24 protein-coding genes are annotated in these 23,170 nt (G+C 70.5%); 15 read left to right on the top strand and 9 right to left on the bottom strand.

All coding sequences use genetic code 11. The features are described from left to right. The first annotated feature begins 113 nt into the window (after window positions 1-113). The 7 genes from ACFVSU_RS06530 to ACFVSU_RS06500 all read left to right on the top strand — a co-directional run bounded on the left by ACFVSU_RS06530 (window position 114) and on the right by ACFVSU_RS06500 (window position 6,757). On the top strand, window positions 114-1,019 hold the full coding sequence (locus tag ACFVSU_RS06530; protein ID WP_387139748.1) for an SIS domain-containing protein: 906 nt from the start codon (window positions 114-116) through the stop codon (window positions 1,017-1,019). Next, window positions 1,019-1,351 carry a hypothetical protein gene (locus ACFVSU_RS06525; RefSeq protein ID WP_387139745.1) on the top strand — a complete coding sequence of 111 codons (333 nt, stop codon included), beginning with the start codon at window positions 1,019-1,021 and terminating at the stop codon, window positions 1,349-1,351. Before ACFVSU_RS06530 ends, ACFVSU_RS06525 begins: the two co-directional genes overlap by 1 nt. Then, window positions 1,327-2,325 carry a carbohydrate kinase family protein gene (locus ACFVSU_RS06520; RefSeq protein WP_387139742.1) on the top strand — a complete coding sequence of 333 codons (999 nt, stop codon included), beginning with the start codon at window positions 1,327-1,329 and terminating at the stop codon, window positions 2,323-2,325. Before ACFVSU_RS06525 ends, ACFVSU_RS06520 begins: the two co-directional genes overlap by 25 nt. Before the next feature lie 97 nt (window positions 2,326-2,422). After that, entirely contained in the window at window positions 2,423-3,148 is a 726-nt protein-coding gene (locus ACFVSU_RS06515; RefSeq protein ID WP_387139739.1) for a histidine phosphatase family protein, read from the top strand. Next, entirely contained in the window at window positions 3,132-3,971 is an 840-nt protein-coding gene (locus ACFVSU_RS06510) for an NAD(P)H-hydrate dehydratase (RefSeq protein WP_387139736.1), read from the top strand. Before ACFVSU_RS06515 ends, ACFVSU_RS06510 begins: the two co-directional genes overlap by 17 nt. A gap of 57 nt (window positions 3,972-4,028) precedes the next feature. After that, the gene (locus tag ACFVSU_RS06505; protein WP_387139733.1) at window positions 4,029-5,408 is read left to right on the top strand and encodes an FAD-binding oxidoreductase; all 1,380 of its coding nucleotides are present in this window, start codon (window positions 4,029-4,031) and stop codon (window positions 5,406-5,408) included. Continuing rightward, a complete protein-coding gene (locus ACFVSU_RS06500) occupies window positions 5,405-6,757 on the top strand; it encodes a class I SAM-dependent methyltransferase (RefSeq protein WP_387139730.1) in 1,353 nt (450 codons plus the stop codon). The genes ACFVSU_RS06505 and ACFVSU_RS06500 overlap by 4 nt, the downstream gene beginning before the upstream one ends. Before the next feature lie 14 nt (window positions 6,758-6,771). Here ACFVSU_RS06500 and ACFVSU_RS06495 read toward each other — a convergent pair whose 3' ends face one another. Both ACFVSU_RS06495 and ACFVSU_RS06490 read right to left on the bottom strand, forming a co-directional pair. Beyond that, window positions 6,772-7,182, bottom strand: coding sequence for a GreA/GreB family elongation factor (locus tag ACFVSU_RS06495; protein ID WP_387139727.1), 411 nt, complete (start codon window positions 7,180-7,182; stop codon window positions 6,772-6,774). 97 nt (window positions 7,183-7,279) lie between these two features. Continuing rightward, window positions 7,280-7,444, bottom strand: coding sequence for a hypothetical protein (locus tag ACFVSU_RS06490; RefSeq protein WP_387139724.1), 165 nt, complete (start codon window positions 7,442-7,444; stop codon window positions 7,280-7,282). A 104-nt stretch (window positions 7,445-7,548) separates the two neighbouring features. Between ACFVSU_RS06490 and ACFVSU_RS06485 the strand changes: the two genes are divergently transcribed. Both ACFVSU_RS06485 and ACFVSU_RS06480 read left to right on the top strand, forming a co-directional pair. Then, the gene (locus ACFVSU_RS06485; RefSeq protein WP_387139721.1) at window positions 7,549-7,920 is read left to right on the top strand and encodes a VOC family protein; all 372 of its coding nucleotides are present in this window, start codon (window positions 7,549-7,551) and stop codon (window positions 7,918-7,920) included. A gap of 106 nt (window positions 7,921-8,026) precedes the next feature. Continuing rightward, complete coding sequence (locus tag ACFVSU_RS06480; protein ID WP_387139718.1) at window positions 8,027-9,610, top strand: L-serine ammonia-lyase, iron-sulfur-dependent, subunit alpha; 1,584 nt, start codon at window positions 8,027-8,029, stop codon at window positions 9,608-9,610. A gap of 211 nt (window positions 9,611-9,821) precedes the next feature. Here the strand turns inward: ACFVSU_RS06480 and ACFVSU_RS06475 are convergent, their stop codons facing one another. Both ACFVSU_RS06475 and ACFVSU_RS06470 read right to left on the bottom strand, forming a co-directional pair. Then, entirely contained in the window at window positions 9,822-10,943 is a 1,122-nt protein-coding gene (locus ACFVSU_RS06475) for a hypothetical protein (protein ID WP_387139715.1), read from the bottom strand. A 187-nt stretch (window positions 10,944-11,130) separates the two neighbouring features. Continuing rightward, entirely contained in the window at window positions 11,131-11,712 is a 582-nt protein-coding gene (locus ACFVSU_RS06470) for a thymidine kinase (RefSeq protein ID WP_387139712.1), read from the bottom strand. 63 nt (window positions 11,713-11,775) lie between these two features. Here ACFVSU_RS06470 and ACFVSU_RS06465 point away from each other — a divergent pair, with 63 nt between their 5' ends. From ACFVSU_RS06465 to ACFVSU_RS06455, 3 genes are read left to right on the top strand one after another with little or no spacing between them, the layout of a single operon-like run. Then, complete coding sequence (locus ACFVSU_RS06465; protein ID WP_387139709.1) at window positions 11,776-12,825, top strand: DUF2804 domain-containing protein; 1,050 nt, start codon at window positions 11,776-11,778, stop codon at window positions 12,823-12,825. Window positions 12,826-12,879: 54 nt separating this feature from the next. Further along, window positions 12,880-13,704 carry an ABC transporter ATP-binding protein gene (locus ACFVSU_RS06460; protein WP_387139706.1) on the top strand — a complete coding sequence of 275 codons (825 nt, stop codon included), beginning with the start codon at window positions 12,880-12,882 and terminating at the stop codon, window positions 13,702-13,704. Continuing rightward, window positions 13,701-14,435, top strand: a complete 735-nt coding sequence (locus ACFVSU_RS06455) for an ABC transporter permease (RefSeq protein ID WP_387139703.1) — start codon at window positions 13,701-13,703, stop codon at window positions 14,433-14,435. The genes ACFVSU_RS06460 and ACFVSU_RS06455 overlap by 4 nt, the downstream gene beginning before the upstream one ends. Window positions 14,436-14,450: 15 nt before the next feature. Here the strand turns inward: ACFVSU_RS06455 and ACFVSU_RS06450 are convergent, their stop codons facing one another. Then, window positions 14,451-14,891, bottom strand: coding sequence for a MarR family transcriptional regulator (locus ACFVSU_RS06450; RefSeq protein ID WP_310249817.1), 441 nt, complete (start codon window positions 14,889-14,891; stop codon window positions 14,451-14,453). Between the two features lie 42 nt (window positions 14,892-14,933). Here ACFVSU_RS06450 and ACFVSU_RS06445 point away from each other — a divergent pair, with 42 nt between their 5' ends. After that, window positions 14,934-16,733, top strand: coding sequence for a DUF2207 domain-containing protein (locus tag ACFVSU_RS06445; RefSeq protein ID WP_387139700.1), 1,800 nt, complete (start codon window positions 14,934-14,936; stop codon window positions 16,731-16,733). Window positions 16,734-16,767: 34 nt separating this feature from the next. Here the strand turns inward: ACFVSU_RS06445 and ACFVSU_RS06440 are convergent, their stop codons facing one another. Genes ACFVSU_RS06440 through ACFVSU_RS06425 form a run of 4 tightly spaced genes read right to left on the bottom strand, consistent with a single transcriptional unit; the run spans window position 16,768 to window position 20,634 of the window. Continuing rightward, entirely contained in the window at window positions 16,768-18,249 is a 1,482-nt protein-coding gene (locus ACFVSU_RS06440) for a cation acetate symporter (protein ID WP_387139697.1), read from the bottom strand. Beyond that, window positions 18,246-18,659, bottom strand: a complete 414-nt coding sequence (locus tag ACFVSU_RS06435; RefSeq protein ID WP_387139694.1) for a hypothetical protein — start codon at window positions 18,657-18,659, stop codon at window positions 18,246-18,248. Before ACFVSU_RS06435 ends, ACFVSU_RS06440 begins: the two co-directional genes overlap by 4 nt. Continuing rightward, window positions 18,656-19,399: a LytR/AlgR family response regulator transcription factor gene (locus tag ACFVSU_RS06430; protein ID WP_387139691.1), complete on the bottom strand. Its 744-nt coding sequence runs from the start codon at window positions 19,397-19,399 to the stop codon at window positions 18,656-18,658. Before ACFVSU_RS06430 ends, ACFVSU_RS06435 begins: the two co-directional genes overlap by 4 nt. Next, the gene (locus tag ACFVSU_RS06425; protein ID WP_387139689.1) at window positions 19,396-20,634 is read right to left on the bottom strand and encodes a sensor histidine kinase; all 1,239 of its coding nucleotides are present in this window, start codon (window positions 20,632-20,634) and stop codon (window positions 19,396-19,398) included. Before ACFVSU_RS06425 ends, ACFVSU_RS06430 begins: the two co-directional genes overlap by 4 nt. A gap of 180 nt (window positions 20,635-20,814) precedes the next feature. Here ACFVSU_RS06425 and ACFVSU_RS06420 point away from each other — a divergent pair, with 180 nt between their 5' ends. Beyond that, window positions 20,815-21,183, top strand: a complete 369-nt coding sequence (locus tag ACFVSU_RS06420) for a DUF485 domain-containing protein (RefSeq protein ID WP_387139686.1) — start codon at window positions 20,815-20,817, stop codon at window positions 21,181-21,183. Further along, a complete protein-coding gene (locus ACFVSU_RS06415; protein WP_310285456.1) occupies window positions 21,183-22,799 on the top strand; it encodes a sodium/solute symporter in 1,617 nt (538 codons plus the stop codon). Before ACFVSU_RS06420 ends, ACFVSU_RS06415 begins: the two co-directional genes overlap by 1 nt. Window positions 22,800-23,170: the final 371 nt, after the last annotated feature.

The raw sequence follows: 23,170 nt of genomic DNA, 5'->3' as shown, positions 1-23,170 counted from the left end.
AGAGTATTCACCAATGATCACCAAATAGTCAAGAACTTCCATTGCGTGCTCATTTCTGATTGAATGTGCTCACTCACCACACCCTCGAAGTCGAGGCGGCACAGGAGGAACCAATGAACGATCGCGCCACCGCGCTGGGCGTCGTGACCGAGCAGGAGCTGACCAGTCAGCCTGAGATCTGGACCCAGGCGCTCGCGCTGCCGTCCGAGCAGCTGGCGTTGCTCCCCGGCGCGGGCGAGAAGGTGATCGTGATCGGCTGCGGCACCTCTTACTACGTGGGCGACGCGTATGCGTACCTGCGCAACGACGCCGGGATGGGCCGCACCCGCGCCGCGATCCCGACGGAGCTGACCTGGATCGACGAGGACGAGCACATCGTCGTCATCTCCCGGTCGGGTACGACGGCCGACGTCATCGACGTGGTCGAGCGCTACCGCGACACTCATCGCATCACCGCGATCCTCGGCGACCTCGACACGCCGCTCGGCACGCTGTGCGACCGGATCGTGCATCTCGGCTTCGCCGACGAGAAGTCGATCGTGCAGACCCGCTTCGCGACGACGGTGCTCACGACGCTGCGCGCGTCGATCGGACTCGTGCCCGACTCGCTCGTCGACGACGCGCGCGCGGCGCTCGAGCTGCCGCTTCCAGCGGATCCTGCGACGGTCAAGCAGGTCGTCTTCCTCGGTCACCGCTGGAGCGTGGGCCTCGCCCACGAAGCCGCGCTGAAGCTGCGCGAGTCGGCGGGTGCCTGGACCGAGGCATATCCCGTCTGGGAGTACCAGCACGGCCCGATCTCGTGCGCCGGCCCGGACTCGCTCGTCTGGGCGCTCGGCGAGCTCCCCGAGGTCGTCGCCGCCGACGTCCGCGCCACTGGTGCGACGGTGTACACCGACACGCTCGACCCGCAGGCGAACCTCGTGCTCGCGCATCGCCTCGCCCTCGCGCTCGCGCGTGAGGCCGACCGCGACCCCGACACCCCTCCGTTCCTCAACCGCTCCGTCCTGTCGACCAGCTGATGCCCGTCGTCACGATCACGGCGGCGCCGCATCCTCACGTCGGTGGGCTCCTCCTTGCGGTCGCCGACGCCATCGCGTCCGCGCTGGAGCTCGGCGATGGCGACGTCATCGCGACGCATGTCGCGTCGGGCGAGAGCGCGACGAGCGGGGCGGATGCCGCGGCATCCGTCTCCGTCTGGCCGATCGTGAGCATCCACGGGTCGGATCGCGGACGGGAGAAGATTGAGGCGGCGCGGGCCGCGGCCGAGACCGCCGTGCGCGAATGGGCGCAGAGCGAAGGAGCGCAGTGCGAGGGAGTGTGGACGCAATGGCTGACGTCGCTGCCGAGATGAACGAGCCGCCGCGGCTCGTGGTGGTCGGCGAGCTCTGCGTGGATCTCGTGGTGGGGCTGTCCGACGAAGCGATCCGCTTCGGCCAGCACGAGCAGATCGTGCCGTTCACGACCCTCACGATGGGAAGCTCCTCCGCCATCACGGCGTGCGGTGCGGCGGCGCTCGGCGTTCCCACCACGATGGTGGGCGTCCGGGGCGACGACGAGTTCGGCACGTACATCGACCGGGAGCTCTCCGCCCGCGGCGTCGATGTCAGCTTCGTGCGCATCGATCGCTCGCTGCCCACGGGATCATCCACTCACCTGACGCGACCCGACGGCGATCGGGCCATCCTCACCGCGATGGGGTCGATCGGCCGCACGACCGCCGGGGACGTGACGGAGGTGCTCCTCCATGGCGCTGCGCATCTCCACGGCGGCAGCTATTTCCTGCAGGAGGCGCTGTGGGGCGAGGCACCGGCGCTGTTCGCGCGCGCTCGAGCGGCCGGGCTCTCGACCTCACTGGACGGCAACTTCGACCCGTCCGAGCGCTGGGACCGCGGCATCCTGGCAGTGCTCGCCCAGTGCGATGTTTTCTTCGGAAACGAGCAGGAATTGCGGGGCATCACAGGCGCCCACGACCTCGATGCGGCCGTGGAGTCCGTGCTCGACCGCATGCCGTCGGGTGCACTCGTGGTGTGCAAGCTCGGAGGGGCGGGCGCTGCTGTCTCCTGGCGCGAAGACGGGATCATCCGCACCATCCGCGCGGCGACGCCCGACGCGCCGGGCGCGCTCGTCGACACGGTCGGTGCCGGCGACTCGCTCGCGGCGGGCTTTCTCGCCGGGCGGCTGACCGGTGAGTCCGTCGAAGGCTGTCTGCGACTGGGCGTCGCCTGCGGCACGGCGTCGACGCGGGGGCCGGGCGGAGTCGGCGCACAGCCGTCCCGCGCCGAGGCCGACGCGCTCGCAGCGAGAGTGCCCGTCGCAACCCCGTGACGCGTCGGGTCGGCTGATCCACAGCATGCCGAGGCCCATTCCCTGGCCCGCTGTCAATGGGGATCCCCGGCCCCGCCGACGTCCCTAGCCTGGGGCGATGGCAGTGAGGGAGCTGTGGTTGGTCCGGCACGGCGAGAGCATCGGGAACATCGCGGCGACGCGAGCCGAGATGGACGGGCTCGACGTGATCCCGCTCGACGTGCGGGACGCGGATGTCCCGCTCTCGGCCACCGGGCAGGAACAGGCGACCGCACTCGGAACGTGGCTCGCGCCGCACCTCGACCAGATCGATCTGTTCTGGGTATCGCCCTACGCCCGCGCGAGGGAGACGCTGGCGATCGCCCTCGGGGACGGGGCGGTGGGCCGGACCATCTTCGTCGACGAGCGGCTGCGCGACCGCGAGCTCGGGATCCTGGATCTGCTCACGCGGCAGGGCGTCGCGCGACTGCATCCCGAAGAGTTCTCGCGGCGTCGCCACCTCGGCAAGTTCTACCATCGGCCGCCCGGCGGAGAGTCGTGGGCGGACGTCGCGCTGCGGTTGCGCTCATTCCTGCGCGAGGCGCTCGAGAGCGGCCCCGAGACGGCGATGCTGGTGGTGCACGACGCGGTGGTGATGCTGCTGCTCTACATCCTGCTGCCGCTGCGAGAGGACGAGCTGCTCGGTTTCGCCGACGATCACACCGTCCTGAACGCCTCGATCACCCGCGTGATCCTCACCGAGGCGGGCTGGGAGCTCGCCGCCTTCTCGGACGTGGCCCACCTCCAGCGCGAGGGCGCCGATGTCACCGCTCACCCCGGGGATCCCGATGTCCAGCCGCGTTGAGCCCGTGACCGAGGCGCTGCTGCGGGAGTGGGGCCTGCCCGACCCGGGAGACTCGAAGAAGTCCCGCGGCGATGTCGTGGTCGTGGGTGGCTCGCGCAGCTCACCGGGTGCGGTGCTCCTCGCGGGCGAGTCGGCGCTCCGGGTCGGCGCGGGGCGTGTCGCGCTCGCGGTGCCGCAGTCGATCGACGCCCAGGTCGGCATCGCGCTCCCGGAGGCCGGCATCCTCGCTCTGCCTGACGATGCCGACGCGCCCCTGAAGGGGGAGCTGCGCGAGAAGGTCTCGGCAGCCGATGCTGTGCTGGTCGGACCCGGTTTCAGCGACCCCCACGAGACGCGCGCGACGCTGCTCGCCGTCGCTGCGACGGGTCCGTGCGTGGTCGTGCTCGATGCTTTCGCCCTCGGGGTGCTTCCCGACGTCGATCGCGGCGATCTCCCCGACGACATCATCCTGAGCCCGAACAAGGACGAGGCGAGGATCCTCCTCGGCCGTGAGCTCGCCGACGATGTCGCCGACGTCTGCGAGATCGCCCGGAGGTTCGATGCCGTCGTCAACTGCTACGGCGTGGTGGCGCAGGCCGACGGGTGCGCATGGCGGGTCGACGACGGTGACAGCGGGTTGGGGACGTCCGGGAGCGGCGATGTGCTCGCCGGCGCGATCGCGGGATTCGCCGCGCGCGGCGTGGCCCCCGCCCGCGCGGCGGTGTGGGGCTCGTGGACGCACGCCCGGGCCGGCGCCCGGCTCGGCGAGCGCATCGGTCTCGGCTACCTCGCGCGCGACCTCGCGCGCGAACTGACGCCGGCGGTCCACAGCGTCTCACGCTGAGGCGTCACCGCACCCGAACGGGTGCGCCGCCGGCCGCCGCGGGCTAGCGTGGGGGGCGTGTCCGCCCCGGCGATCGACGCACGGACCGCCCACGCCGCCGGCGTCGAGCGCCTTGTGGGGAGCTATCGGGCTGTTCCGGCATCCGCCCCGGTGCGGCTCGCCAAGCCGACGTCGAACCTCTTCCGGTCGCGGCGCAAGGTCCACGCCCGCGGGCTGGACACCTCGGGCCTGACGGGAGTCATCGAGGTGGATCCCCTCTCGCGGACCGCGGACGTCGACGGCATGTGCACCTACGAAGACCTCCTGGCGGCGACCCTTCCATTCGGACTGACCCCGCTCGTCGTTCCCCAGCTCAAGACGATCACCCTCGGCGGCGCCGTCACGGGGCTCGGGATCGAGTCCCCGTCCTTCCGCAACGGCATGCCCCACGAGTCGGTGCGCGAGATGGACATCCTCACCGGCGCGGGGCGCGTGGTGACGGCATCGCCGGCCGACCATGCCGACCTCTTCCGCGCGTTCCCCAACTCGTACGGCACGCTCGGCTATGCGGTGCGGCTGCGGATCGAGCTGGAGCGCGTCGAGCCGTTCGTCGCGCTCACCCATGTTCGGTTCCACGCCCTCGCCGATCTCGTGGCCGCGATGGATCGCATCGTGGCGACCGGCCGCTTCGGTGACGCTCGCGTCGACTACCTCGACGGCGTGGTGTTCAGCGCCGACGAGGCCTACTTGTGCCTCGGCGTGCAGACGGCCGCACCCGGTCCTGTCAGCGACTACACCCGTCAGCAGATCTACTACCGGTCGATCCGGCACGACGACGGCACGAAAGCCGACCGGCTCACCGCTCACGACTATCTGTGGCGATGGGATGCCGACTGGTTCTGGTGTTCGGAGGCGTTCGGGGCGCAGCATCCGTTCGTCCGACGGATCTGGCCCCGACGGTACCGTCGCAGCCGGTCGTACGCGCGGCTGATGAGGCTCGAACGGCGGTTCGACGTCGGCGATCGCCTCGAGAAGCTGCATGGCCGACCGCCCCGTGAGCGTGTCATCCAGGACATCGAGGTGCCCATCGCGCGCTGCGTCGAGTTCCTCGAGTGGTTCCTCGCCCGCGTGCCCATCGAGCCGATCTGGCTCTGTCCGCTGCGGCTGCGTGACGACGCGGGCTGGCCGCTGTACCCGATCCCGCCGCGCGAGACCTATGTGAACGTCGGCTTCTGGTCGACCGTGCCGGTGGGGAACGTCGAAGGGGAGACGAACCGGATGATCGAGCGCGAGGTGAGCGAGCTCGACGGGCACAAGTCGCTGTACTCCGAGGCGTTCTACTCCCGCGAGGAGTTCGACACGCTGTACGGCGCGGCGGCATATCGTGCCGTGAAGGAGCGGTACGACCCCGACTCGCGACTGCTCGACCTCTATGCGAAGGCGGTGCAACGACGATGACCACATTCGAGGAGCGGGGGACGGATGCTGCGCCCCCGGCGCCCGCCGGAGGCAGCGAGGCCGACGACCCGGCGCGAAAGCTCACGCTCGCCGAGATCCTCGAGATCTTCGCCGGCGGACGGCTGCCGCTGCGATTCACCGCCTACGACGGAAGCTCGGCCGGACCCGTCGATGCGCCGTACGGACTAGACCTGAAGACACCACGGGGCACGACGTATCTGGCGACCGGCTTCGGCGATCTCGGCCTCGCCCGCGCCTACATCGCCGGCGACCTCGACATCCACGGCGTGCACCCCGGCGATCCGTACGACCTGCTCAGAGGACTCGCGGACGCTCTCGTCTTCCCCCGGCCATCGCCTCGGGTCATGGCCCGCATCGTCCGCTCGATCGGCTTCGAGCATCTCCGGCCGATCGCGCCGCCACCGCAGGAGGTGCCGCCGCGCTGGCGTCGCGTCGCGAACGGAATGCGACACAGCAAGCACCGCGACGCCGAGGCGATCCACCATCACTACGACGTCTCGAACACCTTCTACGAATGGGTGCTCGGTCCCTCGATGACCTACACCTGCGCCTGCTATCCGGCACCCGACGCCTCGCTCGAAGAGGCGCAGGAGAACAAGTACCGGCTCGTCTTCGAGAAGCTGCGACTGAAGCCCGGCGACCGGCTGCTCGACGTGGGCTGCGGCTGGGGTGGCATGGTGCGCTATGCGGCGCGGCGTGGAGTCCACGCCACCGGGGTCACGCTCTCGCGGGAGCAGACGTCGTGGGCCCAGCGGGCGATCGCCGACGAAGGACTCGGCGAGCTCGCCGAGGTGCGCTTCGGCGACTACCGCGACATCGCGGAGACGGGGTTCGATGCGGTGTCTTCGATCGGCCTGCTCGAGCACATCGGGGTGCGCAACTACTCGGCCTACTTCCGCTTCCTCCGGTCCCGGCTGCGCGTCGGCGGGCTCCTGCTGAATCACTGCATCACCCGTCCCGACAACCGCAGCGAGGCCGCCGCGACAGGCTTCATCGACCGCTACGTCTTCCCGGACGGCGAGCTGACCGGCTCCGGCAGGATCATCACCGAGGCCCAGGACGTCGGCCTCGAGGTGCTCCACGAGGAGAACCTCCGCCCGCACTACGCGATGACCCTCCGCGACTGGTGCGCGAACCTCGTGGAGCACTGGGACGAGGCGGTCGCCGAGGTGGGGCTGCCCGCCGCGAAGGTATGGGGTCTCTATATGGCCGGGTCACGGCTCGCGTTCGAGTCCGGCGGCATCCAGCTTCATCACGTCCTCGCGGTCAATCCCGACGAGCGAGGCGGCGTGGGTGACCTGGCGTCACGGCCGTGGTGGACGCCGTAGCCGCGATCACCCCGTCAGCTGTGCGGGACCGCGTCCGCCACGGCGCCGGCGATCGTCGCCCCGCTCGGCGCGGAGTACGAGAAGCGGTCGCCCGGGAGCAGCCCCGCGATCGCCTGGCCGAGCGGTGAGTCGGGGGAGTAGACGGCCAGGTCGGAATCCGCGCCGAGGAGGGTGCGGGAGCCGAGCAGGAACGTCTCCCGCGATCCGTCCGCGTCGAACTCGACCGTCACGCGCATCCCGGGCTCGACGATGCCGTCGTCCGGGCGCTCGCCGACCTGGGCTCGACGGATGATGCCGCGCAGCTCCAGCGCACGGACCTGGCTCTGCTCGTCTTCGGCGCCCTCGCGCACGAGCAGTTCGAGCTCCTCCTGCAGCTGACGCAGAGCGTCCTGCGTGAGCCAGATCGGCTCCTCCACAACAGACACGGCAAACCTCCACAGCCGGGACAGATGAAGTTCCCGAGCCTAGCGGTTCCCGTCGTGGGGTGCACCGCGAGCAGGCGCCGCCTGCTCGGGCGCTCGCCTACCTGCGTTGTTCGAAGGCTCCCGCGGTGACGGGAATGGCGACCGCCGCGACGACGCAGAGGAGGCCGAGGACGAACATCAACGCGGGGAGGGGCAGCGAGAACGACAGCCCCAGGAGCACCATTCCGCCGATGAGCAGGATCAGATAGAGCACGAACAGCATCGCCAACCTCCAGGATCGCCTCCCTCATTGATACTCCTCACCCGCCCGCCGCGGGAAGGGCCGCGTGCCTGGCATCGGACTTCGGCGGGAGCGAGAATGACGCCATGAGACTTGTGCAGGTTGCTCAGCACGCCGACGACCTCGAGCGTGCCGCAGGCTTCTACACCTCCCTCCTCGGCAGCGACGCGACGGCGGTGTTCGATCCGCCGGGCCTGCTCTTCTTCGACCTCGACGGCGTGCGGCTGCTGCTGGACCGCAACGCCCCGACCGCGCTGCTGTACCTGCACGTCGACGACGTCGCGGCCGCCCTCGAGCGGATCGGCGACCGGGCCGAGGTCGTCTCGCCACCGCACGTGATCTTCACCCACGAGGACGACACCCTCGGTCCGGCGGGTCACGACGAGTGGCAGGCGTTCGTCAAGGATCCCGAGGGCAACACCGTCGGCCTCATCTCGTTCCGGCCCGTCGCTTCCTGAGAGCGCCAGGCTGCACGACGAATGCGCGCGAGATGAGGCATCCTGCTCGTATCGAGTCGGTAACAGGAGTCAGAGTGCACGTTCCTGTCGGGTTAGCCTGGTCGCGATGAGCGCCTACGTCTCGGCGTTCGAGCTGTTCTCCATCGGCGTAGGACCCTCGAGCTCCCACACGGTCGGTCCCATGCGGGCCGCCCACGATTTCGTCGTCCGCCTGCGCGAAAGCGGGGTGCTGCCGCAGGTCGGCCGCGTCACCTGCACGCTGTACGGCTCCCTCGGCGCCACCGGCATCGGCCACGGCACACCCGACGCCGTCGTCGCGGGACTGCAGGGCCTCGAACCCGAGACGGTGGATCCGGATGCTGTGCGCTCGGCCTGGAGCGCCTGGCCCCACGATCGCGCGCTCGAGTTGGCCGGGGTGCATGCGGTGCCTTTCGAACGGGGCGACGTCGTGTTCGCGCCGCGCACCCGGCTCCCCGGCCACCCCAACGCCATGACCCTCGAAGCGTGGGCCGCGCCCGACGACGGACCGCCGCGTGCGCTCGCCGCGCCCGGCGTGCGCGAGACGGGTTCGTCTGCGGCGGTCGAACCGGTGACGGGGACGGATGCCGGACTCCTCATCCGCGAGACGTACTACTCCGTCGGCGGCGGCTTCATCCGTCGCGAGGGCGAGGCGGCGGGCGTGCGGCCCCACGCGTTCCCCCTCGACTTCTCGAGTGCGGAGGAGCTGCTCGCCGTGTGCGACGAGCGGGGCATCACGATCGCCGAGGCCGCGCGCATCAACGAGGAGTCGCTGCGCCCCGACGAGGACATCGCCGAGGGGCTGGATGCGATCTGGGACGCGATGGCCGCGTGCGTCGAGGCCGGCCTTCAGTCGGGAGGCGTTCTCCCCGGGATCCTCGGGGTCAAGCGCCGCGCAGCATCCATCCGCGAGCAGCTCGACGCCGCCGAGGCCGACGGCCGTCGCGAGCTGCCGGGGGAGTGGCTGGGCGCCTTCGCGCTCGCGGTCAACGAGGAGAACGCCGCGGGCGGGCGGGTCGTGACCGCGCCGACGAACGGCGCTGCCGGCATCCTGCCCGCCGTCGCGATGTACTGGTGGCGCTTCCTCGCCGATTCCGGCCTCGGTGCCGGCAACGCGGTAACGCCCTACGGCGAGCTGGTCGGCAGCGCCCTGCTCGGCTATCACGGGCACGCGGCGACCACCGAGGAGGCCGCAGGCTGGGACGACGAACAGGTGGCAGAGGCGAACCGTCGCCGAGGCATCCGTCGATTCCTCCTCACCGCCACTGCGCTCGGCTCGCTGTTCAAGGCCAACGCGTCGATCTCGGGCGCAGAGGGCGGATGCCAGGCCGAGGTGGGATCGGCGTGTGCGATGGCCGCGGGGGGCCTCACCGCCGTGATGGGCGGCACGAACCGGCAGATCGAGAACGCCGCCGAGATCGCGATGGAGCACCACCTCGGCCTCACCTGCGACCCGGTCGGCGGACTCGTGCAGATCCCGTGCATCGAGCGCAACGCGATCGCCGCGTCGACGGCGGTGACGGCCGCGCGCCTCGCGCTGCGCGGCGACGGCTCGCACTACGTCTCGCTCGACGCGGTCGTCGAGACCATGCGCCAGACCGGCATCGACATGTCGCACAAGTACAAGGAGACGAGCGAGGGCGGCCTCGCGGTGAACGTCATCGAGTGCTGAGGCGCGCCAGAGGGCGATTGCGCCGCCGACGCATCGCGCCTTCGCGTGGCGCAACACGCGGAGTCGCGGCGGCGATACCGCGTGTCGTGACACCCGAACAGGTGTGCGCGCCCGGTGCGGCCCGTTCAGGTGACGGAACACGCGGGCCGGCCGCGGGGATGCCGCGCGTCGTGACACCCGAATGCGGCCCGGGCCCGACGGGGGAAGCGCGTCAGGAGTGCGCCGGCATCCAGCCGCGGCGGAGGAGAACAGAGCGCACGACGCCAACGGCGCTGCGATTCCCTCTCACATGGGCGGAGGTGAGCCTCACCACCTCCCACCCCTCAGTCGCATAAGCCGCGTACTTGTCGATGTCCCGGTTCCACTGCGTGCGGTCGGTTCGGTGATGATCGCCCTCGATCTCGACTGCTGTCCGAAACTGCGAGAACACGAACTCCGTGATTCCCAGCAGCGTGCCGTTTCGATCATGGATCTCGACGTCCAGCGCAGGGGTCGGCAGACCGCCGGCCGCGGCATCCAAACGGAAGTCCGTCTCGAGCGGAGAGGCGCTGCCGACCCGGACGAGCGGCAGGGCCTCCTGCAGGCGGCCGATGCCGCGTCGCCTCCCGGCGGCGACGACGTTGCTGAGATCTTCGATTGTGCCCATCTGCTGCCGCGGTACGAGGGCTCCCCGACGATCGCGGGGGATACGCACGATCTGGTCGCCGAGAGCGACGAGCTCGCGGATGGTCAGCTCTGCGCCCAGCATCGCCCACGTCGACACCGCATCCGTCGTCCGCACCTCTTCGTGCGTGATCACGTTCGCGAGGTGTGGCGCAACCTTGACGCCTTGCACACCTCTCGCTCGCGGAGCGCGGTTGGGTGCGAGCACGCCGACTTCGAGCAGCGCGCCCGGGCCCACGGAGAGCCCGAGATGCACGGCCGCCGTGCGGCCTGCGAGGAAGGTATGCGGCCGCATCACACGCGCATATGCCCGGATCTTGCGCCGCTCCGACTGCCTGGCGATGTCGTCGATGGACAGATCTTCGTCCGGGGGCGCACTCGCGGCGATCTGGCGAACCCCGTGGAACGGCGCATCCAGATCACTCGCCTGCAGTCGTCCCGAGGACACGCCCGCTAGTCGGGCGTCGGCGACCGAGAAGCTGCCGCCGAGAAAAGCCGGCAATGGCGAAGGCCGAGCTGACACACGACGACGATGCCTCGCGCGGCCGGTCCGATCACGGAGCCCGCGTCGATCTGGGGACTCCTTGGGGAAAGCGCTACCTGTGGAGGAGCCCGTCGCCGATTGATACACCGGTCGGGGTGGCGCAACACGCGGGGTGCGCGAGACCATTCCGCGTGTTCCGACACCTGAGCTCGGGTGCGACGCAGAGGCGCCGGGGGTGCCGGGATCCAGGTGGCGCGACACGCGGGGTGTCTACGGTGATTCCGCGTGTTGTGACACTCGAGGTGCCGGCGAGCGGGGGCCGCGAGCGCCCAACAGCGAGCGAGCGCAGGGACGCGGGACGGATGCTGCGGGCTCAGGCGCGGCGGCCGGTGAAGTGGCGGCGGCAGCGGGCCTGATAGGACTCGATGCCGCCGACCTGCGCGGCGGTCGGCACCCGCGGGTCGCCGGCGGTGTCGGCGGCGATGCGCTGGTGGAAGGCGGCGTCCTCGCCGCAGACCGCGCACACCGCCGTGAGCTTGAGGACGTCCTCGGCGATCGCCATCAGCGCCGGGAGCGGCTCGAACGGGCGCCCGTCGAACGTGACGCACAGCCCCGACACCACCACCGTGACACCTCCCGCGACGAGCTCGTCGACGGCCGCCACGAGGTCGGTGCCGAAGAACTGCGCCTCGTCGATCGCGACGAGGTCGAGGCCGCGGCCCTCCACGCCGGCGACGAGCGCGGCCACGTCGGGCACCGATCGCGAGGGCACACTCAGCCCGGAGTGCGAGCTCACCAGCCCTTCGCCGCGGCGGTCGTCCAGGGCATGACTGACCACCTCGACCTCGAGCCCTGCGATGCGCGCACGGCGGACGCGGCGCAGCAGCTCCTCCGACTTTCCGGCGAACATCGGACCGGCGACGACCTGCAGCCTCGCCTGGGCGCGCGTGTGCATGGCGCCAGACTACGTCCGCCTAGGATCGAACCACCCCACCCCGGACCGTCAGCAAGGATGCCGATGACCGCAGAATCCTCCGCGCCCTCCCGCCCGCGCCATCCCGCCGATCGCGCCCGCCGCGAGCGCGAGCTGACCGCACCCGTGTCGCTCACGCTCCCAAACGGGCGGGTGAACCCCGACGCGATCGGGTGGGCGCGGCAGCCGCTCGTCGACACGTCGGGCATCGGTCGCGGACTCGGGCGCAACAAGCGGTGGGAGTACTGGAACGTCACGACGCCGACCCACATCCTCGCGCTCACCGTGTCGTCGATCGACTACGCCGCGGTGCACGAGGTGTGGGTCTTCGACCGTGCCACCGAGCGCGCGTGGGGCAAGAGCGCGACGGTGATCCCGGCCCGTGGCGTTGAGCTCCCAGCGAACGTCGAGAGCGGCCCTGCGCGCGGGCGCGCGAAGGACCTCGAGATCGAGATCCTCCGTCAAGCCGGCGGTGCGCGGCTGCGTGCGCGGATCCCGGATGCCTCGTTCGACGTGTTCGCCGCGCTCCCCGAGCATCATGAGCGTCTGGCCGTGGTGGTGCCGTGGAGCACGACCCGCTTCCAGTACACCGTCAAGGACGTCGCGCGCCCCGCGTCGGGGTCGGTGACGATCGACGGCAGCACGTACGACGTGCCCGCCGGCGAGTCGTGGGCGGTGCTCGACCACGGCCGCGGACGGTGGCCGTACGACATCAGCTGGAACTGGGGTGCGGGCTCCGGCAGCTCGGGCGGGCGCACGATCGGCATCCAGGTCGGCGGCGGCTGGACCGCGGGCACGGGGTCGACCGAGAACGCCGTCTTCATCGACGGGCGGCTCCACAAGATCCACGACGAGCTCGACTGGGACTACGGCATCGCCGACTGGCGGACGCCCTGGCGCATCAGCGGCGGCGGGCTCGAGGCATCCTTCACGCCCTTCTACGACAAAGTCACCCGCACCAACCTTGGAATCGTCGCCTCCCGCACCGACCAGTGCTTCGGCCATTGGGGCGGCACGTTCGCCGTGCCAGGCGGTGAGATCGTCGCGTTCGACGGGATCGTGGGCTTCGCCGAGGAGGTCCGAAACCGCTGGTGACCCCTGCCGCGCGTCTCGTTGACGGCGAGGGGGTGGGGGAGCACTATTCGTCTCGTGACGAACAATGCGGAGACGGATGCTGTGAGCGTGCGTGGTCTGCACGTCACGCGCGGAAAGACCGAGGTGTTCACCGGGCTCGATCTGCACATTCCCCGGGGGCAGATCACCGGCCTGCTCGGACCCTCGGGCTGCGGCAAGACCACGCTGATGCGCTCGATCGTGGGCGTGCAGAAGGTGGCGGGCGGCGACGTGACGGTGCTCGGCGAACCGGCGGGGTCGCGCGCGCTGCGCAAGCGGGTCGCGTACGACACGCAGGCCGCGTCGGTCTACGGTGACCTCACGATCCAGCAGAACCTGCGCTACTTCGCGCGGCTGGTCGATGCGCCCCGCACCGACGTCGATCGCGTCATCGAGCAGGTCGGCCTCGCCGACCAGCGCGACCAGACCATCGACTCGCTGTCGGGCGGACAGGAGAGCCGCGTCTCGCTCGCGGTGGCCATGCTCGGAGTGCCCGAGCTGCTCGTGCTCGACGAGCCCACCGTCGGCCTCGACCCGCTGCTGCGCGCCGAGCTGTGGGAGGTCTTCCGCGGCCTCGCCGACGCCGGCGCGACGCTGATCGTCTCGAGCCACGTCATGGACGAAGCCCTCCGGTGCGACCGCCTCGTGCTCATGCGCGCCGGCCGCATCATCGCCGACACGACCCCCGACGGCCTCTTCGCCGACACCGGGACGACGGACCCGGATGCCGCGTTCCTCACGCTCATCGAGCGCGACGCGCACGCTCGCACGGAGGCCGAGGCGCAGCATCCGCTCACCCGCCGAGAGGCGCGCGAGCAGGCCGAGCATGCGCACCACACGGATGAGGGGAGCGCCTCATGAACGGCGTGCTGACCCTCGCGACGGCGGGGCGGGTGCTCCGGCAGCTCAGCCACGACCCGCGCTCGATCGCGCTCATGCTCGTCGCCCCGAGCCTGCTCGTGGGCCTGTTCGCGTGGCTGTTCAGCGATCAGGAGGGCGTGTTCGACCAGTTCGGCGGGCCGATCCTGGCGCTCTTCCCGTTCATCGTGATGTTCCTGATCACCTCGATCACGACGCTCCGCGAGCGTCGGTCGGGAACCCTCGAGCGGCTCATGACGACGCCGATCGCGAAGGCCGACTTCATCGTCGGGTACGGGCTGGCGTTCGGGCTCATGGCGACGCTGCAGGCGGTCATCACTGTGACCTTCGCGGTGTGGTTGTGCGGACTCCAGGTCGACGGTCCGCTCTGGCAGCTCGGGCTCGTCGCCGTCGTCGACGCGATCCTCGGCACCGCGCTCGGGCTCCTGGCGAGCGCCTTCGCACGCACCGAGTTCCAGGCGGTGCAGTTCATGCCGCTCATCGTGTTCCCGCAGATCATCCTGGGCGGCCTGTTCATGCCCCGCGAGGACATGCCCGAGGCGCTGTATCAGATCTCGAAGATCCTGCCGCTCAGTTACGCCATCGACACGATCAACGCGGTCACCGACGGCGACGAGGGCTGGGAGGTCTTCGGGCCTCTGCTCATCGTGGTCGCGTTCGCCGTGGGTGCGCTGATCCTGGCGTCGCTCACGCTCCGACGCCGGACGCCGTAGCCCGACGCCCCGACGTCAGCAGCTGGGCTGCTTCTTGCGCAGCTTGGCGGTGAGGTCGCGCAGCTGGCAGAGCTCGTCGTCCGAGAGGAGCGACATGCGCTCGGCGATGGCCTTGCCGTGCGCACTGGCGATGCGGCGGAACAGCGACGCCCCGGCATCCGTCGCGTGGACGAGCGCCCCGCGCCCGTCGTCGGGATCTGCGCACTTGGTGATCAGTCCGCGCGCGACCATGCGGTCCACGAGGCGCGAGACGCTCGGCTGGCTGATCAGCATGTTCGCCGTCACGTCGCGCAGACGCGCGGTGAGGTCGTCGGCGCGGGTGACCGTGAGGAGCACGTCGTATTCGGCCTGACTCAGCGTCTCGTCGTCGAAGTCGTCGTTGATGTCGCCGAACACCTCGTGCTGCGCGCGGAAGAGACTCTCCCACGCGTCGATGGCGAGACGGCGATCGGTCATAGCGTCAAGATTAGAGCCTCGCACCGACCCTAGGCTGGCCCCATGGCGTCTTCTGCAGTCGCGTCGTGGCGCACGCATCGTCTCGGAGTCGTGGGGCTGGTGCTCGCCCTGCTCGCCGGAGTGCTGCTCGCGGGCCTGACCCCGAGCCCGGCGCGCGCGGGCGTCGACGATTTCTCGTTCGAGAGCCTCGACGTGGAGTACCAGCTGGGCCGCGCCGAGGACGGCACCAGCACCCTGACGGTCGTCGAGACGTTCGTGGCGCTGTTCCCCGAGTTCGACCAGAACCGCGGCATGCGCCGCTCCATCCCCGACAGCTATCTGGGCGCACCGCTGCACCCCGAGCTCGTCTCGATCACCGACGAGACCGGCGCCCCGCGTGCCGAGGAGACGGAGTCCGAGGACGGCTACTACTCCATGACGTCACGCGCCGACGACTTCGTCCACGGTCGGCAGACCTACGTCTTCACCTACAGGCTCGAGAACGTCACGCACTACTTCGCCGACACCGGGGTCGACGAGTTCTACTGGAACGTCAACGGCGTCGAGTGGCCGCAGCCCTTCGGCCGCATCACCGCGCGCGTGACGATGCCCGACGATCTCGAGGCCGCGCGCACCGGCGCGCAGTCCTGCTACGTCGGGTACCAGGGCTCGACCCAGACCTGCCCGATCGAGGATGCCGAGGGGACGATCGCGGCCTCGGCCGAGAACGTGCAGCCGTACCAGAGCCTGACGATCGCGATCGGGTTCGACCCCGACACGTTCGCCGAGTTCGACCCGGACTATCTGGCCTCACCCTGGGGCTGGCTGCAGGGCGGGGTGGCCGTGCTCGGACTCGGCACCGCCCTCGTGCTGGCGGCCGTCACCCGCCGTCGCCATCTCCGCGACGAGCCCGGGCGTCCCGTCATCATCGCGGAGTACACGCCGCCGCGCGGCATCGATGCCCTCGAGAGCGCCGTGCTGCTCGGCCGCACCACGAAGGCGATCCCGGCCGAGGTGCTCGAGCAGGCGGTGGTGGGCAGCATCCGTATCGAAGAAGGCCCGCCCAAGTGGTTCGGCGGCACGAAGCTGAAGGCCGTGCTCGTGGACCCGTCCCTCGCCGACGGAGACGGACGGATGCTGCTGCCCGGCCTGTTCCCGCAGGGCATCCCAGGCGAGGAGTTCGAGTTCGGCCGCTCCGACACGAGGTTCTCGACGACGGCGCAGAAGGTGCTGAAGGCGGCGTCGGCGGAGCTGTCGTCGAGGGGACTGCGGCGGAAGGTGCCGCTGAGCGCCCGGGCCTGGCCGGTCGTCATCGCGATCGTCTCCGCGGTCCTCGTGCTGCTCTTCGGCATCGGCGCGCTGGCGGGTTACGTGACGGCGTGGGTGCCGATCCTGCTGATCATCGGATCGGTGCTCGTCGTGCTGCTGGTGGCGGGGATGGTGTCGCGCAAGCCCGTCACCGCCGCCGGCGCCGAGACGCGCGACCACCTGCTCGGGCTGAAGGAGTTCATCGAGTGGGCCGAGGCCGACCGCATCCGGATGCTGCAGTCTCCGCAGGGCGCCGAGCGCGTGCGCGTCGACGTCTCCGACCCGCGCATGAAGCTGAAGCTGTACGAGACACTGCTGCCGTACGCGGTCGTGTTCGGCCAGGAGAAGAAATGGGCCGAGGAGCTCGCCGTGCTCTACGGCTCGGGCAACTCACCCGGCTGGTACTCGGGATCGACCGGCTTCAACGCGGCGGCGTTCTCGGCCGGGATCTCGAACCTGTCGACATCGGCCTCCTCGTCGTCGTCCTCCGGCGGGTCGTCCGGCGGCGGCTCCGCGGGCGGCGGCGGTGGCGGCGGCGGGGGCGGCGGCGTCTGATCCGGGATGCTGCCCCTCGGTGGACGCGGTCGCTTCAGCCTTCGCGCGGGTGAGAGCGCATCGGCTCCGGCACATGCAGCCGGGTGAGGAACCGGTCCGTGCCGCGCGGGATGCCGCGGCGATCGCCGAGTGAGACGACCACCGTCACGACCACCGCGATCGGGACGGTCCACGCGGCGGGCTGCTCGAGGAACGGGCGCAGGGCGGGGAACCCCGCCGTCACGAGCCCGCCGCCCAGGATCGCCACGCCGGAGAGCACCGCGCCGGTGAGCATCCCCGCGATCGCGCCGCGTGCCGTGAGGCCGCGCCACCAGATGCCGAGCAGCAGCACGGGGCACAGCGTCGAGGCGGTGAAGGCGAAGACCAGGCCGACGCTGCCGGCGAGCCCCGCCGGCTCGGTCGCCAGGGCGACGACCAGGGGGACGAACGACGAGAGCACCGCCGCGATGCGGAAGCCGCGCACGCTGCCGCCGAGCAGGTCCTGGCTGATCACGCCGGCGAGCGACACGACGAGTCCCGATGACGTGGAGAGGAAGGCCGCGAACGCCCCCGCGATGACGAGGGCCGTCAGCACGTCGCCGAGCGGTCCCGCGATCAGCCGATCGGGCAGCAGCAGGATCAGCGCGTCGGCGTCGCCCGACTGCGCGAGGTCGGGCGCGAACGCGCGGCCGAGGAATCCGAACGCGGTGGGGAAGAGGTAGAACACGGACAGCAGCACGAGCACGATGACGGTCGTGCGCCGTGCGGCGACGCCGTCGGGGTTCGTGTAGAAGCGCACCAGCACGTGGGGCAGTCCGAGCGTGCCGAGCAGCAGCGCCACCATGAGCGACACCGTGCGGTAGACCTCGAGGTCGCCGGGGCCGGCGCTCGGCGGGAACGCCTCGACCGGTGGCAGCGCGGGCTGCACGTCGCCGACGAGGAGCAGGATCGCGACCACCGGGATCGCGAGGGCAGTGAGCTTCAGCCAGAACTGGAACGCCTGCACGAAGGTGATCGAGCGCATGCCGCCCGCCGCGACGACCACCGCGACGATGACGGCGACAGCGACGGAGCCCACCCACGAGGGAAGGCCCGTCGTGATCCGCACGGTGAGGGCGGCGCCCTGCAGCTGGGGCACGATGTAGAACCACCCGATGACGATCACGAGCGTGCTCGTCACGCGCCGCGCCCACAGGGAGTCCAGCCGCGCCTCGGTGAAGTCGGGGATCGTGTACGCCCCCGAGCGCCGCAGCGGTGCGGCCACGAACAGCAGCAGCATGAGGTATCCCGCCGTGTACCCGATCGGGAACCACAGCGCCGACGAGCCCGTGAGCAGGATGAGACCGGCGATGCCCAGGAACGACGCCGCGGACAGGTACTCGCCGCCGATCGCCGACGCGTTCCACCACGGACGCACCGTGCGGCTCGCGACGTAGAAGTCGCTCGTCGTGCGCGACACCCGCAGGCCGTAGAAGCCGATGAGCGCCGACGCGACGGCCACCGCGGCGATCGCGACGTAGCCGATCGCGGGGTTCACTCGTCCTCCGCCAGCGCCCGGTAGCGCGCCTCGTTGCGCGACGCCGCGCGCACGTAGAGTCCGCCGACGGTGATGGCGAGCGGGTAGACGCCGGCCCCCAGCAGCAGCCACGACAGCGGCACGCCGAGGACGAACGTCGTGTCAAGCTGGGGGACGAGGGCGATGGCGAGCACGAACAGCGCGGTGGCCACGACGAATCCCAGCGCGAACACGATCCCGAGCCGCAGCTGCGAGCGGATCAGCGAGCGCACGTACACGCCGGCGATGTCGCTCGTCGGCCCTCCGTCCGCCTCCGGCGACGACGAGCGGACGGATGCTGCGGGGGAGCCGGCGTGCGGAGCGGTCACGCGCACCCGGCCCGGCGAGGGCGGGCGCCGGTCAGGTGCTGCGCCGGCGTCGCCCGAGGTCATGCGCGCGGCCGGATCGTCGTCGACTCCAGCCTCTCGCGGAGCGCCGGCAGGCACCGCCGGCTCACCGGCAGCTCGGCACCGCCGACGGTGACGCTGGGGTGGTCGCCCCCGAGCCGGAGGCGGGCGAGGTGGGGGATGGCGACGAGGTAGGAGCGGTGGATCCGCACGAACGCATCGGACCACTGCCGCTCGAGATCCGACATCGGCACGCGCACGAGGTAGCTCGCCTCCTCGGTGTGCAGCCGCGCGTAGTCGCCCTGGGCCTGCACGTACCGCACCTCGTCACGCCGGATCATGCGCGTCGTTCCGCCGAGCGTGACGGCGATGAGCTCCGGTCGATCCGAGGCCGCGGCATCCGTCGCCGGCGCAGCCTGCGCTTTCATCGCCTCGATGACGCGCGTGACCGACCGATGCAGCCGTTCGGTGCGCACGGGCTTGAGGAGGTAGTCCACTGCCGCGAGGTCGAAGGCCTCGAGGGCGCTCTCCTCGTCGGCGGTCACGAAGACGAGGGCCGGCCGGCGCTCGAACCGTTGCAGGGCGCGCGCGAGGTCGAAGCCGCTCAGACCCGGCATGTGGATGTCGAGGAACGCGGCGTCGACGCTCTCCCGCGTGAGCAGCCGGATCGCCTCCGCTCCAGAGGGGGCCTGGTGGATGACGCCGATGCGCGGGTCCTGCCCGAGCAGGAACGCCAGCTCGTCGATCGCGGGCTGCTCGTCGTCGGCGATGAGGACGGAGATCACGGTTCGCGCCTCCCCTCGGGCCGCTCGAGGGTCGCCGTCGCACGGACGGGACCGGTGGATGCCGCGACCCGGCCGGGTTGCGACTTCGGCACGCGCATCCGCACCAGCGTGCCCGCACCGACGTTCGTGTCCACGACGAGCCCGTGCTCGTCGCCGTAGACCTGCCGGAGTCGTGCGTCCACGTTGCGGAGGCCCACGTGCTCACCCGGCGCGTCGCCCGCGAGCGCGCGCTCGAGCACGACCGGGTCGATGCCGACGCCGTCGTCCTCGACGCTGATCTCGGCGAACGCCCCCTGATCGGAGGCCTCGATCGTGATGTGGCCGCCGCCCTCCTTGCCCTCGAGTCCGTGGCGCACCGCGTTCTCGACGAGCGGCTGGATCGACAGGAACGGCACCACCGTCGACAGCACCTCGGGGGCGATCTGCAGGGTCACCTTCAGGCGCTCGCCGAACCGCGCGCGCTCGAGCTTCAGGTAGCTGTCGATCGAGCGGAGCTCCTCGGCGACGGTGGTGAAATCGCCGTGCCGGCGGAACGAGTACCGCGTGAAGTCGGCGAACTCGAGCACGAGGTCGCGGGCCTTCGCGGGGTCGGTGTTGATGAAGGAGGCGATGGCGTTCAGCGAGTTGTAGATGAAGTGCGGGCTGATCTGCGCGCGGAGCGCGCGCACCTCGGCCTCGGCGAGGGCCGCGCGCGACGCGTCGAGCTCGCCGAGCTCCACCTGGGCCGCCACCCAGTCCGCCACCTCGCCGGTCGCGCGGACGAGCCCGGCCCGCACGCGCGGCGCGAACGCGACGATGGCCCCCGCGGGCACACCGCCCGCGAGGATCGGTGCGGCGACAGCATCCGTCTCCCGTTCGCCGATCCGCGCCCGTCGCTGCATCTGCGTGCGACCCGACGCGCGGGCCTCGGCGGCCAGCCGCCCGGCGACTTCGCGGACGGCGTCGTCGCCCTCGACGGTCACGTGACCCGACGGGTCGACGAGCGCGAGCGTCTCGCACCCGAGGAGAGCCTTGAGATGGCGACCGGCCCGGGTCGCGTCGCCTTCGGCGATGCCGCCGCGCAGGTGCTTGGCGGCGCGGCTCGCGAGGTGGAGGGTCTGGTACGTGGCCTGCTCGACGTCGGTGCCGAGCTCCTTCGATGCCACCACGATGCGCCGGAGCAGGATCATGACGCCGACCGCGAGAGCCCCGGCGAGGACGCCGGCGGCAGCGGCGAGCAGCATCGACTCGGGCATGCGGCCAGCGTAGCCGTCGTTCGTCGTCAGCCGACCGCCGTTCGTCGCACCGTGGGCGCCGCTCACCGACGACGAACGGCGACCGCCCCCGGCCCCACCGGCCGAACGCGAGCATGGTCGCACTGTCAACGCAGAGGCGCGGCCGACGGGCGCGCCGATCCCCCTCGAAGGAGAGACGCCATGGGCAACGAAGCCCCCAGCGCCGCCACGAACCTCGCAGAGGTCGACTACGGCGCGGTGCAAGCATCACCTGAATTCCAACGGCTCCGCCGCACGCATCGGAGCTTCGTCTTCCCGGTGCTGGGCGCGTGCCTGGCCTGGTATTTCGCGTACGTCCTCCTCGCCAGCTACGCCCACGACTTCATGTCGACCCGGGTGTTCGGCAGCGTCAACGTCGCGATGGTCCTCGGGATGGCGCAGGTCGTCACGACCTTCGCCGTCACGACCTGGTATGTCCACTACGCCAACAAGCGCCTCGACCCGCTCGCGGAGGAGATCCGCGACGAGATCGAGACCGGCGAATTCGAGAACGCAGGGGAGACGCGCTGATGCGGCACTTCACGGAAGCGGCGACCACGTCGCCGGGTGAGCCCTGGCTCAACATCGCCATCTTCGGCGCGTTCGTCGCGGTCACGATGGTGATCGTGTTCCGCGCCAGCCGGAACAACAAGACCGCGGCGGACTACTACGCCGCCGGCCGCTCGTTCACGGGCGGCCAGAACGGCTCCGCGATCGCCGGCGACTACCTCTCGGCGGCGTCGTTCCTCGGCATCGTCGGAGCGATCGCGATGACCGGCTACGACGGGTTCCTCTACTCGATCGGCTTCCTCGTCGCGTGGCTCGTGGCGCTACTGCTCGTCGCGGAGCTGCTGCGCAACACCGGCAAGTTCACGATGGCCGACGTGCTGTCGTTCCGCCTCAAGCAGCGCCCCGTGCGCATCGCCGCGGCGACGACGACCCTCGTGGTCTGCTTCTTCTACCTGCTCGCGCAGATGGCGGGCGCCGGCGGCCTGGTGTCGCTGCTGCTCGGCATCGGCGACCAGCTCGGCCAGGCCGTCGTCATCACGGTGGTGGGGGCGCTCATGATCCTCTACGTGCTCATCGGCGGCATGAAGGGCACCACCTGGGTCCAGATCATCAAGGCCGTGCTGCTCATCGCGGGCGCCGGTGTGATGACCGTGTGGGTGCTCGCGCTCAACGGCTTCGACTTCTCGGCACTGCTCGACAAGGCCGTGGCCGTCGCCGAGAACCCGGCGATCCTCGACCCGGGCCTCAAGTACGGCGTCTCGGACACCTCGAAGATCGACTTCCTGTCGCTGGGTCTCGCCCTGGTGCTCGGCACCGCGGCGCTGCCTCACGTGCTGATGCGCTTCTACACGGTGCCCACGGCCAAGGAAGCTCGCAAGTCCGTCGTCTGGGCCATCTGGCTCATCGGCATCTTCTACGTCTTCACTCTGGTCCTCGGCTACGGTGCCGCCGCTCTCGTCGGCCCGGCGGTCATCGCCGCCGCGCCCGGCGGCCCGAACTCGGCGGCCCCGCTGCTCGCGTTCTCGCTCGGCGGACCGCTGCTGCTCGGCCTCATCTCGGCGATCGCGTTCGCGACGATCCTCGCGGTCGTCGCCGGCCTCACGATCACCGCCGCCGCGTCGTTCGCGCACGACATCTATGCGTCTGTCGTGAAGAAGGGCAAGCCCGAGCCGGGCGCCGAAGTCAAGGTCGCGCGCCGCACGGTGGTCATCATCGGCATCGTCGCGATCATCGGCGGCATCGGGGCGAACGGTCAGAACGTCGCGTTCCTCGTGGCCCTCGCGTTCGCCGTCGCGGCCTCGGCGAACCTCCCCACGATCGTGTACTCGCTGTTCTGGAAGCGATTCACGACCAAGGGCGCACTGTGGAGCATGTACGGCGGTCTCGCCTCGGCGATCCTGCTCATCGTGTTCTCGCCGGTGGTCTCGGGCTCCGAGACGTCGATGCTGAAGACCGACGCGATCGACTTCGCGTGGTTCCCGCTGTCGAATCCCGGCATCATCTCGATCCCGCTCGCGTTCTTCCTCGGCTGGATCGTCAGCGTGCTCGACAAGACGCCGGAGGACCCGAAGAAGCAGTCCGAGATGGAGGTGCGCTCGCTCACCGGCATCGGCGCCGAGAAGGCGGTCAGCCACTAGAGCAGAGGGCAAGAGTAAGGGCCGGTCGGAGAGGCTACCGACCGGCCCTTGTCCCTTGCACCAAGAGTGTCCTGCAATCACATGCCGGTAGCTGCCACAGCAAAACAACTACCGTGCCTGCACTCTATAACGGTGAGATAACGGTGACAAGCGTTTTCTGTGATCTTTTCGTGATCTTCCCAGGTGCGGGTCGACGGGCGGGTGCGCGAGCGTCGAAGGTCCTCGCCGACGAGCGGCCGGGTCGTCTCAGATGCCCTGGTCAAAAGGCAAAAGTGAAGGGCCGGTCGGAGAGGCTACCGACCGGCCCTTGTCCCTTGCACCAAGAGTGTCCTGCAATCACATGCCGGTAGCTGCCACAGCAAAACAACTAC

It is taken from the genome of Microbacterium sp. NPDC058062 (assembly GCF_042885375.1).
In the GTDB taxonomy this organism is placed as follows: Bacteria; Actinomycetota; Actinomycetes; order Actinomycetales; family Microbacteriaceae; genus Microbacterium; species Microbacterium trichothecenolyticum_C.
This window is presented reverse-complemented; position numbering and strand designations above follow the sequence as displayed.